Annotated in this window: 20 protein-coding genes; 14 read left to right on the top strand and 6 right to left on the bottom strand. The window is 67.4% G+C overall.

The genetic code is table 11. The annotated features are described in order from the left end of the window. Window positions 1–3: 3 nt before the first annotated feature. Window positions 4–2,475 carry an accessory Sec system translocase SecA2 gene (gene secA2, locus L1892_RS14095; protein WP_235724235.1) on the bottom strand — a complete coding sequence of 824 codons (2,472 nt, stop codon included), beginning with the start codon at window positions 2,473–2,475 and terminating at the stop codon, window positions 4–6. 254 nt (window positions 2,476–2,729) lie between these two features. Between secA2 and L1892_RS14100 the strand changes: the two genes are divergently transcribed. The 5 genes from L1892_RS14100 to L1892_RS14120 all read left to right on the top strand — a co-directional run bounded on the left by L1892_RS14100 (window position 2,730) and on the right by L1892_RS14120 (window position 6,949). Beyond that, on the top strand, window positions 2,730–3,311 hold the full coding sequence (locus L1892_RS14100) for an META domain-containing protein (RefSeq protein WP_235724236.1): 582 nt from the start codon (window positions 2,730–2,732) through the stop codon (window positions 3,309–3,311). 122 nt (window positions 3,312–3,433) lie between these two features. Then, window positions 3,434–4,426 carry a malate dehydrogenase gene (locus tag L1892_RS14105; RefSeq protein WP_235724237.1) on the top strand — a complete coding sequence of 331 codons (993 nt, stop codon included), beginning with the start codon at window positions 3,434–3,436 and terminating at the stop codon, window positions 4,424–4,426. Window positions 4,427–4,495: 69 nt separating this feature from the next. Then, window positions 4,496–5,338: a polyphosphate kinase 2 gene (gene ppk2, locus L1892_RS14110; protein WP_235724238.1), complete on the top strand. Its 843-nt coding sequence runs from the start codon at window positions 4,496–4,498 to the stop codon at window positions 5,336–5,338. Window positions 5,339–5,381: 43 nt separating this feature from the next. Then, the gene (locus L1892_RS14115; RefSeq protein ID WP_235724239.1) at window positions 5,382–6,629 is read left to right on the top strand and encodes a polysaccharide pyruvyl transferase family protein; all 1,248 of its coding nucleotides are present in this window, start codon (window positions 5,382–5,384) and stop codon (window positions 6,627–6,629) included. Window positions 6,630–6,652: 23 nt separating this feature from the next. Then, entirely contained in the window at window positions 6,653–6,949 is a 297-nt protein-coding gene (locus L1892_RS14120) for a DUF503 domain-containing protein (RefSeq protein ID WP_235724240.1), read from the top strand. A gap of 31 nt (window positions 6,950–6,980) precedes the next feature. Here the strand turns inward: L1892_RS14120 and L1892_RS14125 are convergent, their stop codons facing one another. Beyond that, on the bottom strand, window positions 6,981–7,547 hold the full coding sequence (locus L1892_RS14125; RefSeq protein WP_235724241.1) for a mismatch-specific DNA-glycosylase: 567 nt from the start codon (window positions 7,545–7,547) through the stop codon (window positions 6,981–6,983). Between the two features lie 125 nt (window positions 7,548–7,672). Between L1892_RS14125 and L1892_RS14130 the strand changes: the two genes are divergently transcribed. The 4 genes from L1892_RS14130 (at window position 7,673) to L1892_RS14145 (ending at window position 12,876) form a co-directional block, all read left to right on the top strand. Then, window positions 7,673–8,572, top strand: coding sequence for an AfsR/SARP family transcriptional regulator (locus L1892_RS14130; protein ID WP_235724242.1), 900 nt, complete (start codon window positions 7,673–7,675; stop codon window positions 8,570–8,572). After that, entirely contained in the window at window positions 8,503–10,878 is a 2,376-nt protein-coding gene (locus L1892_RS14135; protein ID WP_235724243.1) for an ATP-binding protein, read from the top strand. The genes L1892_RS14130 and L1892_RS14135 overlap by 70 nt, the downstream gene beginning before the upstream one ends. 157 nt (window positions 10,879–11,035) lie before the next feature. Further along, on the top strand, window positions 11,036–12,457 hold the full coding sequence (locus L1892_RS14140) for an FAD-binding oxidoreductase (RefSeq protein WP_235724244.1): 1,422 nt from the start codon (window positions 11,036–11,038) through the stop codon (window positions 12,455–12,457). A gap of 26 nt (window positions 12,458–12,483) precedes the next feature. After that, complete coding sequence (locus L1892_RS14145; protein ID WP_235724245.1) at window positions 12,484–12,876, top strand: PIN domain-containing protein; 393 nt, start codon at window positions 12,484–12,486, stop codon at window positions 12,874–12,876. Between the two features lie 75 nt (window positions 12,877–12,951). Here L1892_RS14145 and L1892_RS24670 read toward each other — a convergent pair whose 3' ends face one another. Continuing rightward, window positions 12,952–13,074 (bottom strand): hypothetical protein, encoded by a 123-nt coding sequence (locus tag L1892_RS24670; RefSeq protein WP_266061466.1) that lies wholly within the window; start codon window positions 13,072–13,074, stop codon window positions 12,952–12,954. A gap of 106 nt (window positions 13,075–13,180) precedes the next feature. Here L1892_RS24670 and L1892_RS14150 point away from each other — a divergent pair, with 106 nt between their 5' ends. Next, window positions 13,181–14,026, top strand: coding sequence for an arylamine N-acetyltransferase family protein (locus L1892_RS14150; protein WP_372475077.1), 846 nt, complete (start codon window positions 13,181–13,183; stop codon window positions 14,024–14,026). Between the two features lie 13 nt (window positions 14,027–14,039). On the opposite strand, the gene L1892_RS14155 is transcribed toward L1892_RS14150, so the two are convergent. After that, a complete protein-coding gene (locus L1892_RS14155; RefSeq protein ID WP_235724247.1) occupies window positions 14,040–14,858 on the bottom strand; it encodes a shikimate 5-dehydrogenase in 819 nt (272 codons plus the stop codon). Window positions 14,859–14,907: 49 nt separating this feature from the next. Here L1892_RS14155 and L1892_RS14160 point away from each other — a divergent pair, with 49 nt between their 5' ends. Both L1892_RS14160 and L1892_RS14165 read left to right on the top strand, forming a co-directional pair. After that, window positions 14,908–15,309, top strand: coding sequence for an SRPBCC family protein (locus L1892_RS14160; protein WP_235724248.1), 402 nt, complete (start codon window positions 14,908–14,910; stop codon window positions 15,307–15,309). 187 nt (window positions 15,310–15,496) lie between these two features. Next, the gene (locus L1892_RS14165; RefSeq protein WP_235724249.1) at window positions 15,497–16,840 is read left to right on the top strand and encodes a glycoside hydrolase family 183 protein; all 1,344 of its coding nucleotides are present in this window, start codon (window positions 15,497–15,499) and stop codon (window positions 16,838–16,840) included. Between the two features lie 17 nt (window positions 16,841–16,857). On the opposite strand, the gene L1892_RS14170 is transcribed toward L1892_RS14165, so the two are convergent. Further along, the gene (locus L1892_RS14170; protein ID WP_235724250.1) at window positions 16,858–19,269 is read right to left on the bottom strand and encodes a Tex family protein; all 2,412 of its coding nucleotides are present in this window, start codon (window positions 19,267–19,269) and stop codon (window positions 16,858–16,860) included. Between the two features lie 171 nt (window positions 19,270–19,440). Here L1892_RS14170 and L1892_RS14175 point away from each other — a divergent pair, with 171 nt between their 5' ends. Then, on the top strand, window positions 19,441–20,367 hold the full coding sequence (locus tag L1892_RS14175; RefSeq protein ID WP_235724251.1) for a universal stress protein: 927 nt from the start codon (window positions 19,441–19,443) through the stop codon (window positions 20,365–20,367). A gap of 140 nt (window positions 20,368–20,507) precedes the next feature. Further along, window positions 20,508–20,711 (top strand): YgaP family membrane protein, encoded by a 204-nt coding sequence (locus L1892_RS14180; RefSeq protein ID WP_235724252.1) that lies wholly within the window; start codon window positions 20,508–20,510, stop codon window positions 20,709–20,711. Window positions 20,712–20,745: 34 nt separating this feature from the next. On the opposite strand, the gene L1892_RS14185 is transcribed toward L1892_RS14180, so the two are convergent. After that, window positions 20,746–21,129: a rhodanese-like domain-containing protein gene (locus L1892_RS14185; RefSeq protein WP_235724286.1), complete on the bottom strand. Its 384-nt coding sequence runs from the start codon at window positions 21,127–21,129 to the stop codon at window positions 20,746–20,748. Window positions 21,130–21,179: the final 50 nt, after the last annotated feature.

Consider the following 21,179-nt stretch of genomic DNA (forward strand, 5'->3'; position numbering starts at 1 on the left):
CGGTCACCGGAAGATGCCGATGATGCCCTGCAGGGTCTTCGCGCCGCCCGACGCGAAGAGGTTGTCGTGCACCATGTACGTCCACGTGGTGGTGGAGCGATGCAGATCGGCGGTCCCCAGATCGACACCGTCGTTGGTGATCGTCGCGGAGGTGAAGGTGACGCACGCCTTGTCCACGGCCTCGGTGGGCAGACCGGCGAACTCGTCGAGGATCAGTTTGTGGAACTCGTCGAGCGGGCTCTCCTTGCCGAGCGAACGCAGGTGAATACTCGCCCGGACGTCGGACACGAACGCCAGATGATCGGCCCATGCCCGGTCGAGGTGATACAGCATGATCTCGCGTGCCGCCTGCACGAGGACCTCGCGGTCCACCGGCTCGACCGGCGGCATCGGGGCCGCCTCGGCTGTCGTCCCCTCCGCGGTCGCCGAGCAATCGGGGTTCGACCCTTCAGCGCTCGACCCCTCAGCGCTCGACTCTTGAGGGCTCGACTCTTGAGGGCTCGACCCCTCGGAACTCGACTCTTGAGCGCTCCGCTCGGCGGTCTTTGCACCCGTCAGTTGCGCATACCTGTCCGGTTCACGTGCGCTGAGTTCGTCCAGCGCGGTGTCGGTGGTCAGGATCTCCATCCGCCGCGCAACAACGATGTCGCGCTGCTGATTGACGAGTTTGTTGTAGCGCCAGGTGTTGGCGTGCAACTCGAGCATCACACCTTCAGCGACCCGTTGCGCCTGTTCGATGAGGTCTATTCCCTTGGCTCCCATCGAGCCGTCCTCGGACTGGGAGACGGGGTCTCGTTTGAAAGCCAGATTCCTTGTCACGACCGGATCCTCGAGACTGGAGAAGAACACCGAGCGGCCCGGATCACCCTGACGGCCGGCGCGTCCCCGCAGTTGGTTGTCCAGACGCTGAGTGTCATGCCGTCCGGTCCCGATGACACAGAGCCCACCCAACTCCACCACTTCCTCTCGCGCGGCAGCGTCGTCTGCGGAACCGCCGAGCCGGATGTCGGTGCCACGGCCGGCCATCTGAGTGGAGACGGTCACCGCGTTCCGCGCGCCCGCCTCGGCGATGATCTTCGCCTCCTCGGCGTCGTTCTTCGCGTTGAGCACCACCGTCGACACACCTGCCTTGTCGAGGAAGTACGCCAGCTCTTCGGACTCGGCGACGTCGTGCGTGCCGATCAGGATCGGCTGTCCGGTCTCGTGCACCTCTTTGACGTAGCCGACGATCGCCTCGACCTTGTTCGCCTTGGTGTCGTACACGCGGTCGGGTTCATCGACCCGGATGTTCGAGGTGTTCGGCGGGATCTGCGACACGAGCAGGTCGTAGAACTGCCGGAACTGCTCGCCCGCGGCCAATGCGGTGCCGGTCATGCCGCACACCGAGGGGTACCGTCCGATCAGGGCCTGCACCGTGATCGTGTCGATGACCTCGCCGGAATCGGTCTGGCTGAGCCCCTCTTTGATCTCCACCGCGGCCTGAACGCCGTCGGGCCAGCGTTGCAGCTGCGCGACACGGCCACGCGAGGCGTTGATCAGGTGTACGCCACCGTCGCGGACGATGTAATGAACGTCCCGCTCGAGCAGATAGTGGGCGTGCATGGCGATGTTGATGTGCACCAGGGTGGTGCCGACGTGGTCCTCGTCGTAGAGGTTGATACCACCGAGCTCTTCCTCGACGAAGGACGCGCCCTCCTCGGTGAGGGTCACGTTTCGCCCCTCGGTGTCGACCTCGTAGTGCTTGTTCTTCATGCGTGCGACCACATCGTGGATGGCCTGATCGGGTACCTCGGTTTCGGTGGACCCGGCCAGCACCAGCGGGATGAGCGCCTCGTCGACCAGCACCGAGTCCGCCTCGTCGATGATCGCCACGTCGGGTTTCGGCGACACCAGGTCATCCGGCGACAGTGCGAGTTGGTCGCGGAGCACGTCGAATCCGATCTCGTTGACCGAACCGTAGGTGATGTCGGCGGCGTAGGCGGCCTTGCGTTCCTCGTGATCGGAGTTCTCCGAGACCGCCCGGGCCACCAGACCGAACGCCGCGAACAAGGGCGCCATCCACTCCGCGTCACGGGTCGCGAGGTAGTCGTTGACCGAGATCACATGCACTCGATGGCCCTGCAGGACATGCCCGATGGCAGCGATCGCACCGGCCAGTGTCTTGCCTTCACCGGTGGCCATCTCGACCACGTCGCCCTCGAGCAACCGCAGCGCGCCCTGTAACTGAACGTCGAACGGTCGCATGTCCAGCGAGCGATCTGCGGCCTCCCGGACGAGCGCGAGAAACCTCGCACGGTCGGCGGGCTTCGAGCCGATGTCGAGCTGTTGGGCCTGCGCCGCGAACTCATCGTCGGCGAGATCGGCGGCCCAGGAGGTGTGGGTGTCCGCGTCCTTGATCAGTGCGACGGACTTCGACTGATTTCGCGATGACTGGGAGCCCAGAAGGCGCCACATGCTGTTGGTCAGCTTTCCCACCGAACACTTCTCCTGACTCGTGCCTGTCGGGCATGGGTAGCGGTCGGAGCGCCGGGTCTCGATGGCGGCACGCCCGCGGACGCGCGAATCCACCGCGGGGCGGCCCCGAGGTCGCCGTCCACGGTACGCGCCGCGTTCGCCGCTTCGGTGCTCGACACCGGGGCCTTGCAGTGCCCGACACCCACCGGTCGTCTCGCCGACATCACCGGCCGTCACCACCCGCGAACGGCGTCGCGGTTGGGTACCGTGGAACCATGCCACTCATCGGGGTGAAGGCACCATCGGCGACGCGCGGCCCCATCGGTTCGGACGCGGTCGAGTGCACCGAACCGCACCGCGAGCCCCGGGGTCGGCATCGGCGCCGATCTGCGCCGATGCTCCTCCTGTGTAGCGCGATCCTGGCGCAGCCACTCGTCGCCGGGCCGGTCGCAGCGGCACCCGCGCCGGTGCCTCCTGCGCCCATCCGACCGGCGCCGGTGCCGCCGTTGCCGCTCGACGACCCGTATGCCCTGCTCGCCGGCCGCACATATACATCTGTCACCGTGATCGGCGGCACCATCCCGGGTGGTGGCCCCGTGGTCATCGGTTTCGACAACGCGCACCGTGTCGGTATGGACGCCGGATGCAACTCGCACGCCGGCAGCGTGGCCGTCACCGGTGACCGACTCCGGATCGGCCGGCTCGCATCCACGATGATGGCCTGTCCCCCACCCCGTGCCGACGCCGACGAGTGGCTGGCCCGTTTCACGTCGGTCCCACTGGTCTGGCGCGTAATCGGCCCGATCCTCACGCTGTCGAGCCCGGTGCACACGGTGATCCTGCTCGAGGATCGGTAAGTAGCGTCGGGCCACCCGCCGTTGCGTCGGCCATCGACGAATGGCACCCCGCTTGTCCCTCATCAGCCACTGCCCTGATTTTGAGCAACCTTCCTTTGTGAGAACTCTGACGATAGGACACGATGTCATCGACCACCCCCGCCGTAGTAACCGTGACCGGTGCCGCAGGGCAGATCGGATACGCCGCCCTGTTCCGGATCGCCGCCGGCGCGATGTTGGGCCATGATCGTCCGGTTCGACTGCGGTTGCTGGAGTTGCCGCATGCGGTCTCGGCCGCGGAGGGCACCGCGATGGAACTCGACGACGGCGCTTTCGAGCAACTCGTCTCGGTGGACATCTATGACGACCCGCGGGCCGCCTTCGATGGCGCCGAGTTCGCGCTCCTGATCGGTGCCAAGCCCCGGACCAAGGGGATGGAGCGGGCCGACCTGCTGCAGGCCAACGCCGCCATCTTCGCCGAACAGGGCCGGGTGCTCAACGACGTTGCCGCGCCAGATCTCCGCGTCATCGTGGTCGGCAACCCGGCCAACACCAACGCCGCCATCGCCGCGGCGCACGCCCCCGACATCCCACCGGAGCGGTTCACCGCACTCACCCGCCTCGACCACAATCGCGCGATCGCGCAGTTGGCGCGCCGTGCCGGCTGCGCGGCGCGCGACATCAGCCGGGTCTCGGTGTGGGGCAATCACTCCCCCACCCAGTATCCGGACATCTTCCATGCCCGGGTCGCCGGGCGCAGCGGAGCTGATTTCGCGGCCGACCGCGCGTGGCTTATCGACGATTTCATCCCCACCGTGGCCACCCGTGGCACGGCCATCATCGAGGCGCGCGGGGCATCGTCGGCGGCGTCGGCAGCCAGTGCGACCATCGACCACATCCACGACTGGGTGCTGGGCATCGAGGGCGACGACTGGACCTCGGCTGCACTCCCCTCCCCAGGGGTGTATGGAGTTCCGGAAGGTGTGGTGTGCTCATTCCCGGTTCGCCCGGTCGGCGGGCGATGGGAAATCGTCTCGGGGCTCGAGATCAACGAATTCTCACGAGCCCGCATCGACGCATCGGTGGCCGAACTCACCGCCGAGATCTCAGCGGTGGGAGATCTGTTGCCGGCCTGACCGACACCGCACCTGCGGCGCTGGCGCGGTGTCATCGCCCGCGACCGGTGTCCGTGGCATCCTCTGTGAATGGCGAAGAAGGCGAAGGACGACAAGGCCGCGAAAAGGCCGAAGCTCTCCACCAAGGCGTACGAGGCCGAACTGTTCCGGCTGCAGACCGAATTGGTGAAACTGCAGGAGTGGGTACGGGCAACCGGTAGCCGCGTCGTGGTGATCTTCGAGGGACGCGACGCCGCCGGCAAGGGCGGCACCATCAAACGCATCAGCGAATACCTGAGCCCCCGTGTCACGCGAGTTGCCGCTCTGCCCGCGCCGACGGATCGCGAACGCGGTCAGTGGTATTACCAGCGCTACGTTGCCCATCTGCCCGCGCCCGGCGAGATCGTGTTGTTCGACCGATCCTGGTACAACCGGGCCGGTGTGGAGAAAGTGATGGGCTTCTGCACACCGGAGGAGCACACGCGCTTCCTCCGTCAGACACCGATCTTCGAACAGATGCTCATCGACGACGGAATCCTGTTGCGCAAGTACTGGTTCTCGGTGTCCGACGATGAGCAGCTCAAGCGGTTCAAGTCCCGACTCGACGATCCGGTCCGGCAATGGAAGCTCAGCCCGATGGACCTCGAGGCGGTCTACCGATGGGAGGACTACTCCCGGGCCAAGGACGAGATGATGGTCCACACCGACACCGCGACGAGCCCGTGGTTCGTCGTCGAATCCGATGTGAAGAAGCATGCCCGCCTCAACATGATCTCCCATCTGCTCTCGACCATCGACTACGAGGACGTGCCCCGGCCGAAGGTGGAGCTGCCCAAGAAGCCGGTCGACACCGGCAACTACCGGCGTCCGCCACGATCGCTGTCGAAGTACGTCCCCGACCATGTGGCCGACATGCTCGGCAGCGATGGCTGACGACCTGCCCCGGTGATCGGAGCGGGTGGGTAACATCCCGTGGGTGCCTGTGCCCGGTGTGCCTGCTGCCATCCGCGATCGCCTCGGTGTCCGCCGCGGACACGACGAGATCATCTATCTCGTCTCTCCGGCCGGCTGGCCGAACTACGGCGACGAACTGATCGCCCGAGGCTGGCTGCGCCACTTGGCCCGCACCCGCCCTCGGGCGAGGGTGGTACTGGATTGTCACAGCCCCGGTCAGGCCGGACTGTTGCTGCGCGACATCCATCCTCGGGCCGTCTTCGTCGACACCCTATGGCAGCTCACGCAGTATGCGTCGAATCGCACGCGCACCGATGGGCCGGATCCCGACACGCCATGGGTCTGGGTAGCCGACGCGGCGACCCGGTTCGGACCGGCGCCCCGCCTCGCCGAGGGCGTCGACGTTTTCCGCCGGGCCTCATCGGTCCACCTCCTCGGCGGTGGATACGTCAATGCCGTATGGCCCCATCATGTCTCGCTGGTGGCAGCGATCGCCGAGTTGGCGCGGACCGCTGGCGTCGCGGCCTACGCCAGCGGGCAGGGACTGCTGCCGCGGGCGCCCGAACCGGCGTGGTCTGTGCTCGAGAAGGCGGTGGCTGAGTTCGACGTCTTCGATGTCCGGGATGTCGCGTCTGCCGACGCACTCGCACCGACGCCCGCGCTGCGACAGACCGGCGACGATGCCTGGCTCACGATCGATGATGCCGACACGCTGCAGAAACCGGAGTCCATGACGCCCGACGGCGGTGTGACGCTGTGCATCCAGGGTGATCTGACCGACGACTTCGCCTGGCACGGTCACCGTGGTGCGCCTGCGCTCGCGGGGTTCGTGCACGCCACGCTCGACGCCTGGGACGTCCCCGGCGACGCGGTCACCGTGGTCGAAGGAATTCCGGGCCGCGACCGGGACATCGTGGTGCGCCTCGGCGATCGCCTGCACGGCGCCCGCACCGTCCCCTTCCTGGATGTTTGGCATCGGGGTATGCCGGCCGGCCTGGGCAACACGTGGATCAGCACTCGCTTCCACCCCCACCTGGTCGCGGCCGCGGCCGGTGACTCCGGGGTCGCCGTGATACCTCGGCCCGACTATTACGCCGCCAAGCACGGGTCGCTCACCGCGGCCGGCTCACGGTGGACCGTCGTCGCCGATCCGGAGGTCATCCCGGATCGTCCGATCGCCGGCGGGTTCGCCCAGGATGCACGTGCTCGACGCGTGTCCGAGAAACACGCCCTTGCCGAACGCCTGTACCCGCGGCGGCGTGTCTTCTGACCCGGAACTACACTGGCCGCACCATGTGGATCGGTTTCGCCGAGTTCGACTATCTCCTGGGAGATGTGCACTCGCTCAAACACAAGCGGTCGTTGGTCCGCCCCGTAGTCGCAGAGCTTCGTCGCCGGTTCAGTGTCTCCGCCGCCGAGGTCGGCCATCTCGACGCCCACCGTCGGACGCTGATCGGCGTGGGCATGGTCGCCGCCGACCGCGCTCATGTCATCGAGGTGCTCGACAACGTCGAGCGGTTCGCGGGTGGCCGTCCCGAGATGGAACTGCTCTCGGTCCGTCAACGGCTCATCTCCGCATCGGACATCTGAGCTCCGGTCGGCCGAGTCGGCGTCTGGGGTTTCAGTCGACCAGCCCCGCAGCGCGCGCAGGCGCGGCGTAGGCTGCCGCCAGCGAATCGACGGTCTCGTGCGCGTTGAGTCCACTCGGGTTGGGCACCACCCACAGTTGTGCCCCATCCCAGCGCTCCTCTTGCCGGCCCACCACCGCCCGTGGCACGCCGAAAGCCGAACGGTATGCGGTGATACCCGCCACTGCGACGACGACCGGCTGGATCTTTGCGACCCGCTCCCGCAGCCGACGCCCACCGGATGTCAGTTCGTCGGCCGACAATTCGGCCGCCGTCGCCGTGGCGCGAGCCACCACATTCGTGATCCCGACACCGCGGCGGCACAGGAGATCACGATCGTCGGTGGACATGCCGGCCGACGCGTCGATCAACCGGTCGACGATCCCGGCGCGGTACAGCGCGGGATAGAACCGGTTGCCCGGACGCGCGAAATGTGCGCCCACGGCCGCTGTCCACAATCCCGGGTTGATCCCGACGAACAGGAGGCGACAGTCCGGCCCCACCAGGTCGGCGACCTCCTTGTCGCGACAGCGCATCAGCTCTTCGGTGGTGAAACCCATCAGGGCCTCGTCTCGCCGACCGAACAGCGCACGAACTGAGAAGCGGAAACGGACACGGCGCCAGCGTAGTCGGGCAGTTCACCGATACAAGGCGTGGCCACACATTCCCGTCTACACTCGCGCTGATGGCTCGGCTCGCGTACACGGTCCTGGGCGGCCTCGGCGCGCAGATCGATTCCGAGCCCGCCGAACTCGGCACGCGCAAACAACGCGCCATCCTCGCCCAGCTACTGCTTGCCGAGGGCAATGCGGTGAGCGTCGATCGACTGATCGACGGGATCTGGGGTGCGACGCCACCGGATCGGGCCGAGGTGTCCGTCCAGGCTTATGTCTCTGGTCTGCGCAAGGCCCTCGAACCCGGCCGACGGCCGCGCTCACCGTCGACGGTGCTCGTCACCCGTGGCACGGGTTACGTCCTCATCGCCGGCGACGCGGACGTCGACGTCCGCGCGCTCAACGCTGCGATCGCGGCAGCACACGAGCAGCAGCGCCGAGGCGACCTCGAGAGCGCGGCAAGCGATCTGAGGGCTGCCCTGGCCGGGTATCGCCCGCTGCTCCCGGAGTTCGAAGGTCTGACCTTCCGCGATGAGGCCGCGGCGCACCTCGAGCGCACCGTCGGTGAGGCCCGTGAGTTCTCCTATGAGTTGCGGTTGACGCTCGGCGAGCACCGGGCAATTGTGCCCGAACTGGAGCAGGCCGTGCGCCGTGCACCGCTCGACGAGGGCCTGTGGGTATTGCTGGCCACCGCGCGGTACCGCCTCGGGCGTCAGTCCGAAGCGCTGGCCGCCATCGCCGATGCCCGGCGCCATCTCGCCGACGAAATCGGCGTGGACCCGGGCCCACGATTGCGCGAGCTCGAACGCGACATTCTCGACCACGCACCACACCTCGAGTCCGCCCATCTCGGCGCTCGACCGCCACCCCCGGCATCCGCAGCACCGCCCGCAACTCGGGTGTGCGCGCTCCGCATGGCCGCACGATCACCACCACACCAGCAACACCGGCATCGGCGCCCGCGGCATTGATCGGCCGCGCCGACGAACTCGCGGCTGCCCATCGCACCGTGCTCTCCTCCCTGCAGGGGCCCGGTGGCATCGTCGTTGTGGAAGGTGATGCCGGAGCCGGCAAGAGCGCGCTGATCGCCGAGGCGACCCGGCGCGCCGCCGGTGCCGCCGACGTCACGGTGTTGTGGGGGCGGTGCACCGAAGATGCCGCAGCACCGTCGATGTGGCCGTGGGTGCAGATCCTCGGGGCCGTCCTACCCGAGATGACCGACGATGACCGCTCGGCGCTGCTCGACAACGATCTCGGCCGGATGGTCACCCACGGCACCACGGTCATCCCACCGCCACGCGAGATGCCCGATGCCGCCGCTCGATTCCGGTTCTACGACCAGGCTGCGGACATGCTCACGCGAGTCGCGCTCGATCACCTGCTGATCATCGTCCTCGACGATCTGCACTGGGCCGACAGCGCGTCGCTGGAACTGTTCGCGCACATGGCCGCCCGCGGCACTCCCGGGGTCACCTTTTTCGCGTCGGTGCGGACGCGGGTCCATCGCAGCGCGGTCGTCGATGCGCTCGCGGCGGTGGCACGGTTGCCCGAGCACCGGCGCATCGAGGTGGGCCCCTTATCCGACGACGACATCGCGGCGTTGGTACAGCGGGAAACCCAGGAACGGCCAACGGCGGGCACCGTGGCCACGATTGCGCGACGGACGCGCGGAAACGCATTCTTCGTCCGTGAGTTGGCTCGAATCCTGGCCGACAGAGGCTCGATGGCCGACGGCGCGGTGCCGGCCGGCGTGCGCGACGTGGTCCGCGAACGGCTCGGCCCGCTCCCGGCGGAGACAATACGCGTACTCGAGGTCGCCGCGTTGATCGGACGTCAGGTGGACCTGTCGTTGCTGGCAGGGGCTGCGGAGACAACGCCCGACCGGATGCTCGAATCTCTCGAACCCGCCTATGCCGCCGGGTTGATCGGCGCGACGGCCGACGATCCCTTCACTTTTCGGTTCGACCACGATCTCATCCGGGAGGCCATCGCCGGCGGGCTGTCAACTGGGCGGACATACCGTATTCATCTCGCCATCGCCGATCAGCTCGAGCACGCCACCTGCGCGACCACGGCCACCCAGCGCGCCATCCACCTCTGGGCGGCCGGCCCCCTGGCCGACCGGACCCGAACCGCCCGTGCGCTCCTGGAAGCCGGGCACATCGCCCTGCGCAGCTACAACTTCGATGCGGCGGACCGGAGGCTCACCGACGCCGCACAATTGGCCCGGTCGATCGGCGACGAACCGATGGAACTCGAAGCAATCAGCACGATGCTCGCCGGCGATGTCGCCCGACACGGCTACTTCGCAGCCGATCGCGAACTCCTACGCCGCGCCCGCGAACTCGGTGAGCGCGCCCACGACGACGCGCTGCTCGCCCGCCTGAACTATGCGCGGTTCGCCGCGCATTCCCAACTCGCCGAGATCCGGCCGGCCCGCCGCTACGCCGATGCCTTGGCAGAACGAGCGCGACACAGTGAGCGGCCCGTGGTGCACCATCTCGCCTCCCAAGCTGCCGCCATCGACCTGTTCGACCGCGGGCACATCGGCGACGCCCACCGACTGCTGGAAAGCCAGATCACATTCGACCGCGCGGTGGACGGGATACAGGCCGATCAACTGATGATCGGCAGCGGTTTCGCAGGGCTCACCGCGACCATGCATGTGGGACCCCGTCACGGCCGTGCACTGTTCGAGCAGATCGACAACGGCCCCGAGGACCCGATGTCGTACCTGGGTACCGCGATCTTCGCCGTCACCGCCGGTGCGCTCGTCGGCGATGCCGACTGGGTCGGCGAGGTGGGCGAACGGCTCGTGGGCTCCTCCGGCCACAGTGCGCTGGAATACCTGCGAATGCCCGCAGAGCGGATCTACTGGTGGTCGCGCGCGGTCAGCGACGCCGACGAGGGCGCGCTCGAACACATCGTGCGGTTGCACGATCCGCGAGCCGAACAGCGCACCGGCGCCGGCCTGTGGTGGGCACTGTATGCAGAGGCACTGGTCTCGGTCGGCCGATTCGAGGATGTGCCGGTGCTGCTCGAGCACGCACAGACCTTTGCCGAACGCACCGGCCAGCGATATCCGGATGCCCACCGGCTGTTGGTCTGCGCCGAGTTCCAGCACGCCACGGACCAGCCGTCCGCGATGGTTCGCGACACGTTGGCCGAGGCCCGCCGGGTGGCGACTCGCCAGCAGAGCACCGCGTTGTGCGAGCGGATCGACGCGTTCGCCATGGACCTCGGCTACTCGCCGTACCCGGGCGACCCCGTGGGTTGATCGGCTGTCGTCCACCACGCTCCCGCAAACTGACCCGCGTGACTTGCGGTCGTCACCCCAAGCCGGCTCCAAGTGTCCCTCAAGGGGCGACGGCGAGAGTTGTGGTCATCCGGAATAACCAGTTCGCCGCACATCCGGCACACAGTGAGGAACCCCGATGACGATTCAGTCCACCCGACCGACCAACCGCGCCGTCCGACCCCGAACCGACGGGCCGACCGAGCTTGCCGACCGCATCGCCGGCGACGTGTACTTTCCCGGCGAGCCCGGCTATGACGAGGCGCGCGCCGGTTTCAATCTGCTGACCGATCACCGGCCGGCGGTGATCGCGGTACCCACCAACCGGCACGACGTCGTCGAGGCCGTCCGGTTCGCCGCGGACGAGGGATTGCGGGTGGCGATCCAGGCAACCGGCCATGGGCCGGGCACACCGGCCCACGACGCACTGCTGATCAACACCTCGACGATGACCGACGTAACCGTCGATCCGGTGGCGCGTACGGCGACGGTTAGCGCCGGCGCCAAGTGGGCCCCTGTTCTCGAACTCGCGCAGCAGCACGGGCTGGCGCCGCTGCTCGGTTCCACCACCGACGTCGGTGTGGTGGGCTACACCCTCGGCGGTGGATTCGGATGGCTCGGCCGCAAATACGGATTGTGCTCTGACGCGGTGCGCTCGTTTGACCTGGTCACCCCGGATGGCAACCCGCTGCGGGTCAGTGCAACGAGTCATCCGGACATCTTCTGGGCGCTACGCGGCGGTGGCATCGGCAACCTCGGCGTCGTCACCGACATCGTCATCGACCTGTTCCCGGTGAGCACCGTCTATGCGGGCAACCTGTTCTATCCGGCCGAGGACGCCGCGGAGATCATGCGGCGTTTTGCCGAGTGGGCACCACATCAACCGGACGACCTGACCTCGGCTATCAGCCTGATGAACTTCCCGCCGCTCGACATCGTGCCCGAACCCCTGCGCGGCAAGAGCTTCACCCTCGTTCGCGGCTGTTGGTCCGGTGATCTGACCGTCGGAGCCGAGATCATCGACGAGTGGCGTCGGTGGAAGACCCCCGAGATCGACATGTGGGCGGAGATGCCGTTCACCGCGGCCGACGCCATCAGCATGGATCCGACCGATCCCATGCCGGCCATGGTCACCACCGAGTGGATGAACGACTTGCCTGATGCAGCCATCGACATCCTGGTGGATCGGGTACTCCCCGCTCCGGGCACCCTGCCGCTGATCCTGTTCGCCGAGATACGCCATGCCGGCGCGGCGGTTGCCCGCGGCGCATCCGCGGCGCCCAATGACCGCGGCCGCGAGGGCACCTTCCTGCTCGAGCTGGGGTCGGTGGTCCCCGACCCGCACGTGGGTCTCGCGGTGGAGTCCGCCCAGCGCCTGACCCGCCAGGCACTGGCTCCGTATGTGACCGGTGCCGCCTACCTGAACTTCCTCGAAGGGGACGAGAAGGCCGCACGGTCGGCGAGTGCATTCAGCCAGACCAACCTCCGCCGACTGAACGCAATCAAGTCCGCTCTCGACCCGGAGAACCGGTTCTGCCACGGGGTCGCTTTCGGACACTGATGTCCCGCGACACTAGATTTACTGGCATGACCGACCAACAGCTGCCGCTGATCGTCGTCGATGCCGCCAATGTCGTCGGTTCGCGACCCGACGGTTGGTGGCGCGACCGACACGGGGCGACCGAGCGGTTGCGTGATCGACTCGTCGGCCTCGCCGACACCGGTGTGGCGGGGATGCCCGGACCGGTCGAGGTGCTGATGGTGGTGGAGGGTAAGGCCCGAACCGTCACGTCGGTGCCCACGGTGGCCACCGTCGCAGCGTCCGGTCCCGGCGACGATCGGATCGTCGACCTGGTCGCCACTGCGGTGAATCGGCCGATACTCGTGGTGACGGCCGACCGCGAACTCCGCCGCCGGGTGGGAACACTCGGCGCGAACGTGGCCGGGCCGAGCGTCCTGCATGCGCACGATCAGGCCTAATCAGCGCACACAGCTCCGGACGAGACATCCTCCGCGCGCGGCTGGGTGTCCGGGGCCGGTCAGCGTTCGGGGCGGTCAGCGTTCGGGCGGTGTCGGCCGCTGGGCTGGTCTGGTGAATCGTCGGCGCAGCTCGTCGAGGCCGGTGACCCGGACCTTGCCGGTCACCCGCACCTTCCCGGTCACCCGGATCTTGCCCATCTCGCCACCGTCCTGTCGGTCACCGTGAGGCGCGGCATCCGCCTGCCTACGCGAGGATACCCGGCCACGGGGCACGGATGCGGAATCCGCTGGGCGGGATGCGACCATGGATGCCATGGACACCAGCACGGTCGATGTCGACGGTTACCTCGATCGAATCGGTCACCCTTGCGTGCCCGGGCCCACGGCCGACGTTCTGGCGAGCTTGGTCGCCGCGCACGTTCGGCACATCCCGTTCGAGAACCTCGATCCGCTCACCGGGATCCCGGTGGCCAATCTCGACCCGGAGAGCCTGCAGGACAAGCTCGTTCGGCGGCGACGCGGCGGGTTCTGCTATGAGCACAACGGGCTGTTCCGTGCTGTGCTGTGCGCGCTCGGTTTCCGCGTCGATCAGCTCGCGGGCCGGGTGGTGTGGATGAAGGGACCGGGACCGCTGCCCGCGGAGACGCATCAGCTGCTGGCCGTGACGGTTCCTGATGACGGTAGCCGCCACCTCGTCGACGTGGGTTTCGGCGGGCAGACCCCCACCACGCCACTGCGTTTCACCATCGGCGACGAGCAGCCCACCGATCTCGAGCCCTTCCGCGTGCGAGTGTGGCCCGAGGCTGACCTGCACGTGCTGGAGTCGCGAGTGGCGGGCCGGTGGCAGCCGCTGTACCTGTTCGACGAACGCCCGCGCGCCGCGGTCGACGGTGTGGTCGGCAGCTGGTTTGCCTCGACCCATCCCGACTCCCATTTCCGCGCCACGGTGTCGGCCTGTCTCGTCGTCGACGATGCTCGCTGGAACCTGCGCAACCGTCTGCTGTCGATTCACCGGGCGGACGGGACGAGCACCAAACGAGAGTTGGCGTCGGAACGCGAGATACTCGACGTCCTCGCACACGACTTCGGTATCGACGTGGACACGGTGGATCGCCTCGAGGCGCGTGTACGCGAGGTGATCAGCGACTGAGGCGGCGTCCGAATCAGGTTGCGGCGCGCGAGAATTCGGAAGCTCGTCGCACCTGGTCCGCGGTGATCTCGACTCCCGTGTATCTCTCGAATTGGCGTGCCGCCTGCAGCGCGATCACCTCGGCTCCGGTGATCACCCTCTTGCCCGCAGCGCGTCCGGCGCGGATCAGCGGGGTCTCGGCGGGGAACGCGACCACGTCGAACACGACGTCGGCTGCGTCGATCTGGGCGGAAGCAAAAGACAGGGTGTCCTCGTCGCTGCCGCGCATGCCGAGCGGGGTCACGTTGACCAGGATCGCCGCGCCTGATCCGATGTCCTCGGACGCGAATCGATAGCCGTACCGGTCAGCCAGTGCGGCACCGGTGTCCGGATTGCGTGCGATCACCGTGACGTTGTCGAACCCGGCACCGCGAAAGGCCGCCACCACTGCCTTGGCCATGCCGCCCGACCCGCGGATCGCCACCGAGGCCGACGTCGGCAGTGCATGACGGTCGATCAGTGCGGCGACGGCCTCGTAATCGGTGTTGGACGCGACGAGGCGTCCCGAATCATTGACGATCGTGTTGACCGACTCGATGGCCGACGCCGACTCCTCCATCTCGTCGACGAGCGGGATGACTGCCTCCTTGAACGGCATCGACACCGAGCATCCGCGGATCCCGAGGGCCCGGACCCCACAGATCGCACCGTCGATGTCGTCGGTGGTGAACGCCTTGTAGATGAAGTTGAGGCCGAGTTCGTCGTAGAGGAAGTTGTGGAATCTGGTTCCGATGTTCGACGGACGTCCGGCCAGCGAGATGCACAGCGTCATGTCCTTGTTCAGGATCGGCATATCGTCACCCTAACGTGTCGTCCCCACGCGTCGGGGTAGCCTCGGAGTGATGAACGACACCGGCAGTCGACACATCTCGGTCGTCGTCTCGAGCTCTCCCGACGAGGTCTACGCCTATGCCGCCGACCCGGCGAATCTTCCGCAGTGGGCCGGTGGCCTCGCCTCCGACGTCCGCCGCGACGGCGACACCCTGGTGGTCCGATCGCCAATGGGCGAGGTACGCGTCGACTTCACGCCGATCAACTCATTCGGCGTCCTCGACCACGAGGTGACACTGCCGGACGGCGCCGTCGTGCACAACCCGTTGCGCGTTCTTCCCCACCCCGAAGGCGCCGAGGTAGTGTTCACGGTTCGTCGACGTGACCTCTCCGACGCCGAGTTCGAGACCGATTGCGCGGCCGTTCTGCGTGACCTCATCGCGCTGCGCGACGCGGTCGCCCTTCGCAGCTGACGGTATTCACCCGGGGAACTGTCAATCACATGGGAAATGGCCTGTGTGGTTGCCAGTTCTCGGTGTAGTTGTTGCGAGACCAGATCGTGACCGTGGGACGTCTTCGATTTCGTCATCCCCTGGGTCACAATTACCCCACCAGTAACACTGATCACATCAGTAACAGACCCATGGACGGGGAGGTCTCGTGCGGCGTCGACTCACGCGCACTGCGCGGCTCGCGATGGTCGGGGCCCTCGCCGTCTCCGCATGCGTACTGGCCACCGGCCATGGGGCCGGCGTCGCCGGCGCCGCGCCCTGCGGCAACGGCGGATTCGGCTCGAGCGTCCCCGATACCGGGTCACTGGGATCGAGCGGTTCCCTCGGTTCCAGCGGTTCCCTGGGCAGCTCGGATATTCCGAACATCGGCCCGCAAGGGCCCCTGCCGCCGTACTTCGGCGTCAGCACCAGATCGATCGCCTGGGTCACCGGCCCCCTGAGCCCCAACCGCACTTTCAGCCGATTCGCGATCAGTGGCACCGATCTCGGTGTCAGTTGGGACAACGGCACCGGGCAGACCCTGATGGCCTTCGGCGACACCTTCGGCAACTGCAATGCGCTGGGTCAGCAGTGGCGCCACAATGTGCTGCTGCGGTCGGATGACCACCGTCTGTCTGACGGGATCCGAGTGCCCGACGGAGTGGCCGGTGACCCGACGTCGGGCACGGTCATCGCCGCCGGCGAACCGAATTACGCCCAGGAACTCATTCCGTCCCTGGGCATCTCCGCAATCGAGGTGACCACGATCCCGACCGCGGCGATCTCGCTGCCCTGGGGTTCGGGACATCGACAGTTCATCAATTACATGTCAGTTCGTTCGTGGGGATCGGCCGGAAACTGGGTGACCAACTTCTCCGCGATCGCACATTCCGACGACAACGGTCAGACCTGGCACACCGACCAGGACACCATCCGGATCAACTCGCCGATCTCGCTGGCGCTACCGGCCGCACTGCCGACCGTGGAGTACAACAACGGCAAGTTCCAGCAGAACGCGTATGTACGCGGTCGGCCGGACGTGGCCGGCGAGAAGGACTACATCTACCAGTTCGGAACTCCCAACGGCCGTTTCGGTGCCGCCTTCCTCGCCCGGTTCAAGCCGGCCGACATCCTCGATCTCGACCGCTACGAGTACTGGGGTGGCGAGGCAGCCGGTTGGGTTGCACTCGCCGACATGCCCGACGTGCAGTCGCAGGTTGTGCCGCAGCCGGTGACCGAATTGTCGGTGGCGTGGAGCCCATATCTCGACAGGTACGTGATGCTCGACGGCGACAACGGCATCCGGATGCGCACGGCCGAACACCCGCAGGGACCGTGGAGCGCACCGCGCTACCTGGTCGCCCCGAACACCATCGTCGTCTACGGCCCGATGATGTTGCCCGACTCTCCTGCGCTCCAGGGCGATTCCCCGGAGCTGTACTTCAACGCGTCACGCTGGAGTGACTACAACGTGATGCTGCTGCGCACCGACTTGCGCCGCGTGCCCGGATAGTGGACACGATTTACGACTCAGCGCCCGAAACCGGCGTCGCGCAACGCCTGCGCCATCGAGCCGTTGGGCTGGGCACGGCTGCCGCGGCCCGAGTCCCGACCGCGCTTACCGGACCGATCGCGCTGGGACCCGTTGCGCTGGGACCCGTTGCGCTGGGATTCGTTGCCCTGGCCCCGCTGAGGCCGTCGTCCACCGGCCTTCTTCGGGGCTGTTTTCCCCGATCCGGCGCCGACCTCGTCATCGAGCCGCAAGGTGAGACCGATTCGTTTGCGGTCCACATCGACGTCGAGGACCTTGACCCTCACCACCTGTCCGGACCGCACCACCTCGTGCGGATCGGAGACGAATCTGTCCGACATCGCCGACACGTGCACAAGCCCATCCTGATGAACGCCGACATCGACGAAGGCGCCGAAGGCGGCGACGTTGGTGACCACGCCCTCGAGGATCATGCCCGGCGTGAGGTCGGCCACCTTCTCCACGCCGGCGGCGAACGTCGCCGTCTCGAACGCCGGTCGCGGGTCGCGACCCGGCTTCTCGAGTTCGGCGAGGATGTCGGTCACGGTCGGGATGCCGAAGCGTTCGTCGGCGAAGTCGGTCGGGCGCAGGCCGCGCAGCGTCCGAGCATTCCCGATCAGCTCGGTGATGCCCACCCCGGCGCGATCGAGGATACGACGCACCACCGGGTACGCCTCGGGGTGCACGCCGGAGGAATCCAACGGGTCCTCACCGTCCCGGATGCGGAGGAACCCCGCACACTGCTCGAACGCCTTAGGGCCCAGGCGAGGCACATCGAGTAGTCCCTGGCGGCTGTGGAACGGCCCGGTGTTGTCACGATGCGCCACGATGGCGGCGGCGAGCGCCGGGGTGACCCCCGACACCCGGGACAGCAGCGGCACCGACGCGGTGTTGAGGTCAACGCCGACCGCGTTGACGGCGTCCTCGACCACCGCATCGAGACTCCGCGCCAGCGTGCCCGGTGCCACGTCGTGCTGGTACTGACCGACGCCGATCGATTTGGGGTCGATCTTGACCAGCTCGGCCAGCGGATCCTGGAGCCGACGCGCGATCGAGACCGCGCCGCGCAACGAGACATCCAGGTCGGGCAGCTCTCGAGAGGCGTACTCCGATGCCGAGTACACCGAGGCGCCCGCCTCGCTCACCACCGCCTTCGCCGGTGCACGAGTACCCGATGAGCGGATCTCGGCAATCAATTCCGCTGCCAGCGCATCGGTTTCGCGCGATGCGGTGCCGTTGCCGATGGCCACCAGATCGACGTCATGGCGGCTGATGAGCGCGGCCAGCGTCGCCTTGGCCTGGTCCCACTGCTTCTGCGGCTGATGAGGATAAACAGCGCACGTGTCGAGCACCTTGCCGGTCCCGTCGACCACGGCCACCTTGACGCCGGTCCGGAAGCCGGGATCCAGGCCCAACGTCGGTCGTGTTCCCGCCGGTGCCGCCAACAGCAGATCCTTCAGATTCGTCGCGAACACGGTGACCGCGTCGGCCTCGGCGCGTTGACGCAGGGCCACCCGCGCTTCGATCGAAGCCGACATCATCAGCTTCGTCCGCCACGCCCAGCGCGCCGTCGTCACCAGCCAGGGCGTCGCCGCGCCCGGGTGGGCGGCATCGATCCCCAGGGTCGCGGCCACCATCGCCTCGTACGCGTCGTCCTCGCCCCCGTCGAGGGTCAACGACAGCGCTTCTTCCTTCTCTCCGCGCAGTACCGCAAGCACCCGGTGGGACGGCATCGAGTCCAATGGCTCCGTGAAGTCGAAGTAATCGCGGAACTTCTGGGCGGCCGGCGACGACGCCGCGCTCTCCGAACGTGCCGCGGTCCGCATCGCGCCGTCGGCCCAGAACTTCTCGCGGATGGCCCCAACGAGTTCGGCGTCCTCGGCAGCGCGTTCGATGAGGATGTGCCGGGCGCCGTCGAGGGCGGCGGCGGCGTCGGCGACCTGGTCGTTGCCGAACTCGGCGGCCACCTCTTCGGGAACCAGCCCCGGATCGGCGAGCAGGCGATCGGCCAGCGGCTCGAGGCCTGCCTCTCGGGCGATCTGCGCCTTCGTGCGACGCTTCGGCTTGTAGGGCAGGTAGATGTCCTCGACGCGCGCCTTGGTCTCCGCGCCGAGCAGCGCGGCGCGCAGTTCGTCGGTCAGCTTGCCCTGTTCGTCGATCGACGCGAGCACGGCATCACGCCGCTCGTCGAGCTCGCGCAGATAGCGGAGCCGCTCGTCCAGCGTGCGCAGTTGCGCGTCGTCGAGGCTGCCGGTGACCTCTTTGCGGTAGCGCGCGATGAACGGCACGGTGGAGCCCTCGTCGAGTAGCCGCACCGCGGCGGCCACCTGGCCTTCGGCGACAGCCAGTTCCTCGGCGAGGCGTGCGTTCACGGACTTCACAGCTGGGCTCGCATTCACCCGGAGGACCATACCGAAGCCACCCGACAGGGCAACGGTCGCCGCGCCGCCACCCGGGCACAAGTGCCCTCCGGCCCGGGCCCGAAGCCTCCGGTGTCGGACATGCCGATCTCCTAATCTGATACTTGTCGTGGCTGCATCTGCGACCGCGACTCTTTGCCCGCGCACGGAGAGAAGGTCGTCATGCCAGATGCCCGAACAAGCCCCGTCGTCGTCGGACTCGACGGGTCGCCGTCATCGATCGCGGCCGTCGAGTGGGCGGCGCGCGATGCCCAGATGCGTGGCCGGCCCTTGGCATTGGTCCACGTCATTGCCCCGATCGTGATGCCGGCCGAACCCTGGCCGGAGGGTTTCGCGAATCTCGACGTCGTGCGCTGGCAAGAGGACAACGCCCGCAAGGTGATCGACGATGCGCGCGAGATCGCCCACAAGGCTGCCGCGCCAGGTGAGCTGCAGATCACCACTGAAGTGATGCACGGTCCGGCCGTGCCGATGCTGACCGAGTTGTCCGAGAACGCGGCGCTGGTGGTCGTCGGATGTCGCGGCCAATCACGGGTGGCCGGTGCCGTGCTGGGCTCGGTGAGTTCAGGACTCGCCCACCACGCGCGTTGCCCGGTCGCCGTGATCCACGACGAGGAACCGCCCGAAGGGGTCTCGGATCAGTCCCCGGTCGTGGTGGGAGTCGACGGATCACCGACTTCCGAGCTGGCGACCGGCCTCGCGTTCGAAGAGGCGGCCTGCCGCGGGGTCGAGTTGGTGGCCGTACACACCTGGAGCGACATGAGCCGGCTCAACATCCCGACCCTGAACTGGGCGCCGATCGAGTGGCGAAATCTGTCCGACAAGGCGGCCGAAGTCCTCGAAGAGCATCTGGCCGTCTGGAGACGGAAGTACCCGGAGGTCACCGTACGCCCGGTCTCCATACCCATCGTCGCCAAGTCACCCGCCGTGGGCCTCCTCGATCACGCCCGGTCGGCGCAACTGGTGGTCGTGGGCAGCCACGGCCACGGTGGCTTCTCCGGAATGCTCCTCGGATCGGTGAGCGCCGCGGTGGTCAACGCAGCTCGGATTCCGGTGATCATCGCCCGCTCCAGGGAGAGCGAGGCCTGAATGGCCGCTGTCCGAGTGCCGCCCGCGCACATCTGAACATCTCCGCCATTGTGTGATATCCGTCGCTGTCACGGGCTTTTATATACCCCCCTGGGTATTATTGAGGGCGACCCTGATGCATACACATGGAGGTTTGGACCGTGAACATCGACCGTGGCGTCTTCGCCATCGCGGGCACGATGACCCTGCTCGGCGCGATCTTGAGCGCCGCGTTCTCGCCGTGGTGGCTGCTGCTCGTCGGCTTCGTCGGGCTGAATCTGCTGCAGTCGAGCGTCACGGGTTTCTGCCCGGCGGCGATGATCCTCAAGCGGTTCGGGGTCACCAGCGGCTGCGCGTTCCGCTGACCATCGGTTGACCGCCACCCGCTCGCGTCGACGATCAACCGGGCGGGGTAGGCGAGCTGGATTCGATGGGTAGACCGGTACTCACCTGCGCGTCGTCGAGACCGCCGGCGTCGGTGACGTCGGCGAAGCCAGTCGATCTCATGATCTCCACGGCCTGGGCCGATCGATTTCCCGTACGGCAATAGACCACGTAGGGCACGTCGACCGGCAGTGCCGCGATCACCTCGACGAAGTCGCCGGATGCGAGATTGATGTTGCGGGCGCCGCGCAGATGACCGGACTCGAACTCCGCCGGGGTACGCACGTCGATGACCACCGCGTCGTCCGGCATCGTCGATGACGAAGTGCCCGATCCGGCGCCGCCACCCGACGCGCCACAACCGGCCAGAGCCGTCGCCGCGGCGACAAGTGCGAGCATCACGCGCGCGAGAATCCATCTCCGCCTTCCGCGCACATCCCTCCCGTTCC

The organism is Gordonia tangerina (assembly GCF_021556435.1).
Lineage (GTDB): Bacteria > Actinomycetota > Actinomycetes > Mycobacteriales > Mycobacteriaceae > Gordonia > Gordonia tangerina.

What these genes read in the sequence shown, in the direction of transcription:
- L1892_RS14100 (WP_235724236.1), top strand. Translation starts at nt 2,730, where the DNA reads ATGCCACTCATCGGGGTGAAGGCACCATCGGCGACGCGCGGCCCCATC.
- L1892_RS14105 (WP_235724237.1), top strand. Translation starts at nt 3,434, where the DNA reads ATGTCATCGACCACCCCCGCCGTAGTAACCGTGACCGGTGCCGCAGGG.
- ppk2 (WP_235724238.1), top strand. Translation starts at nt 4,496, where the DNA reads ATGGCGAAGAAGGCGAAGGACGACAAGGCCGCGAAAAGGCCGAAGCTC.
- L1892_RS14120 (WP_235724240.1), top strand. Translation starts at nt 6,653, where the DNA reads ATGTGGATCGGTTTCGCCGAGTTCGACTATCTCCTGGGAGATGTGCAC.
- L1892_RS14125 (WP_235724241.1), bottom strand. Translation starts at nt 7,547, where the DNA reads ATGGGTTTCACCACCGAAGAGCTGATGCGCTGTCGCGACAAGGAGGTC.
- L1892_RS14130 (WP_235724242.1), top strand. Translation starts at nt 7,673, where the DNA reads ATGGCTCGGCTCGCGTACACGGTCCTGGGCGGCCTCGGCGCGCAGATC.
- L1892_RS14140 (WP_235724244.1), top strand. Translation starts at nt 11,036, where the DNA reads ATGACGATTCAGTCCACCCGACCGACCAACCGCGCCGTCCGACCCCGA.
- L1892_RS14145 (WP_235724245.1), top strand. Translation starts at nt 12,484, where the DNA reads ATGACCGACCAACAGCTGCCGCTGATCGTCGTCGATGCCGCCAATGTC.
- L1892_RS24670 (WP_266061466.1), bottom strand. Translation starts at nt 13,074, where the DNA reads ATGGGCAAGATCCGGGTGACCGGGAAGGTGCGGGTGACCGGCAAGGTC.
- L1892_RS14150 (WP_372475077.1), top strand. Translation starts at nt 13,181, where the DNA reads ATGGATGCCATGGACACCAGCACGGTCGATGTCGACGGTTACCTCGAT.
- L1892_RS14155 (WP_235724247.1), bottom strand. Translation starts at nt 14,858, where the DNA reads ATGCCGATCCTGAACAAGGACATGACGCTGTGCATCTCGCTGGCCGGA.
- L1892_RS14160 (WP_235724248.1), top strand. Translation starts at nt 14,908, where the DNA reads ATGAACGACACCGGCAGTCGACACATCTCGGTCGTCGTCTCGAGCTCT.
- L1892_RS14170 (WP_235724250.1), bottom strand. Translation starts at nt 19,269, where the DNA reads ATGGTCCTCCGGGTGAATGCGAGCCCAGCTGTGAAGTCCGTGAACGCA.
- L1892_RS14175 (WP_235724251.1), top strand. Translation starts at nt 19,441, where the DNA reads ATGCCAGATGCCCGAACAAGCCCCGTCGTCGTCGGACTCGACGGGTCG.
- L1892_RS14185 (WP_235724286.1), bottom strand. Translation starts at nt 21,129, where the DNA reads ATGCTCGCACTTGTCGCCGCGGCGACGGCTCTGGCCGGTTGTGGCGCG.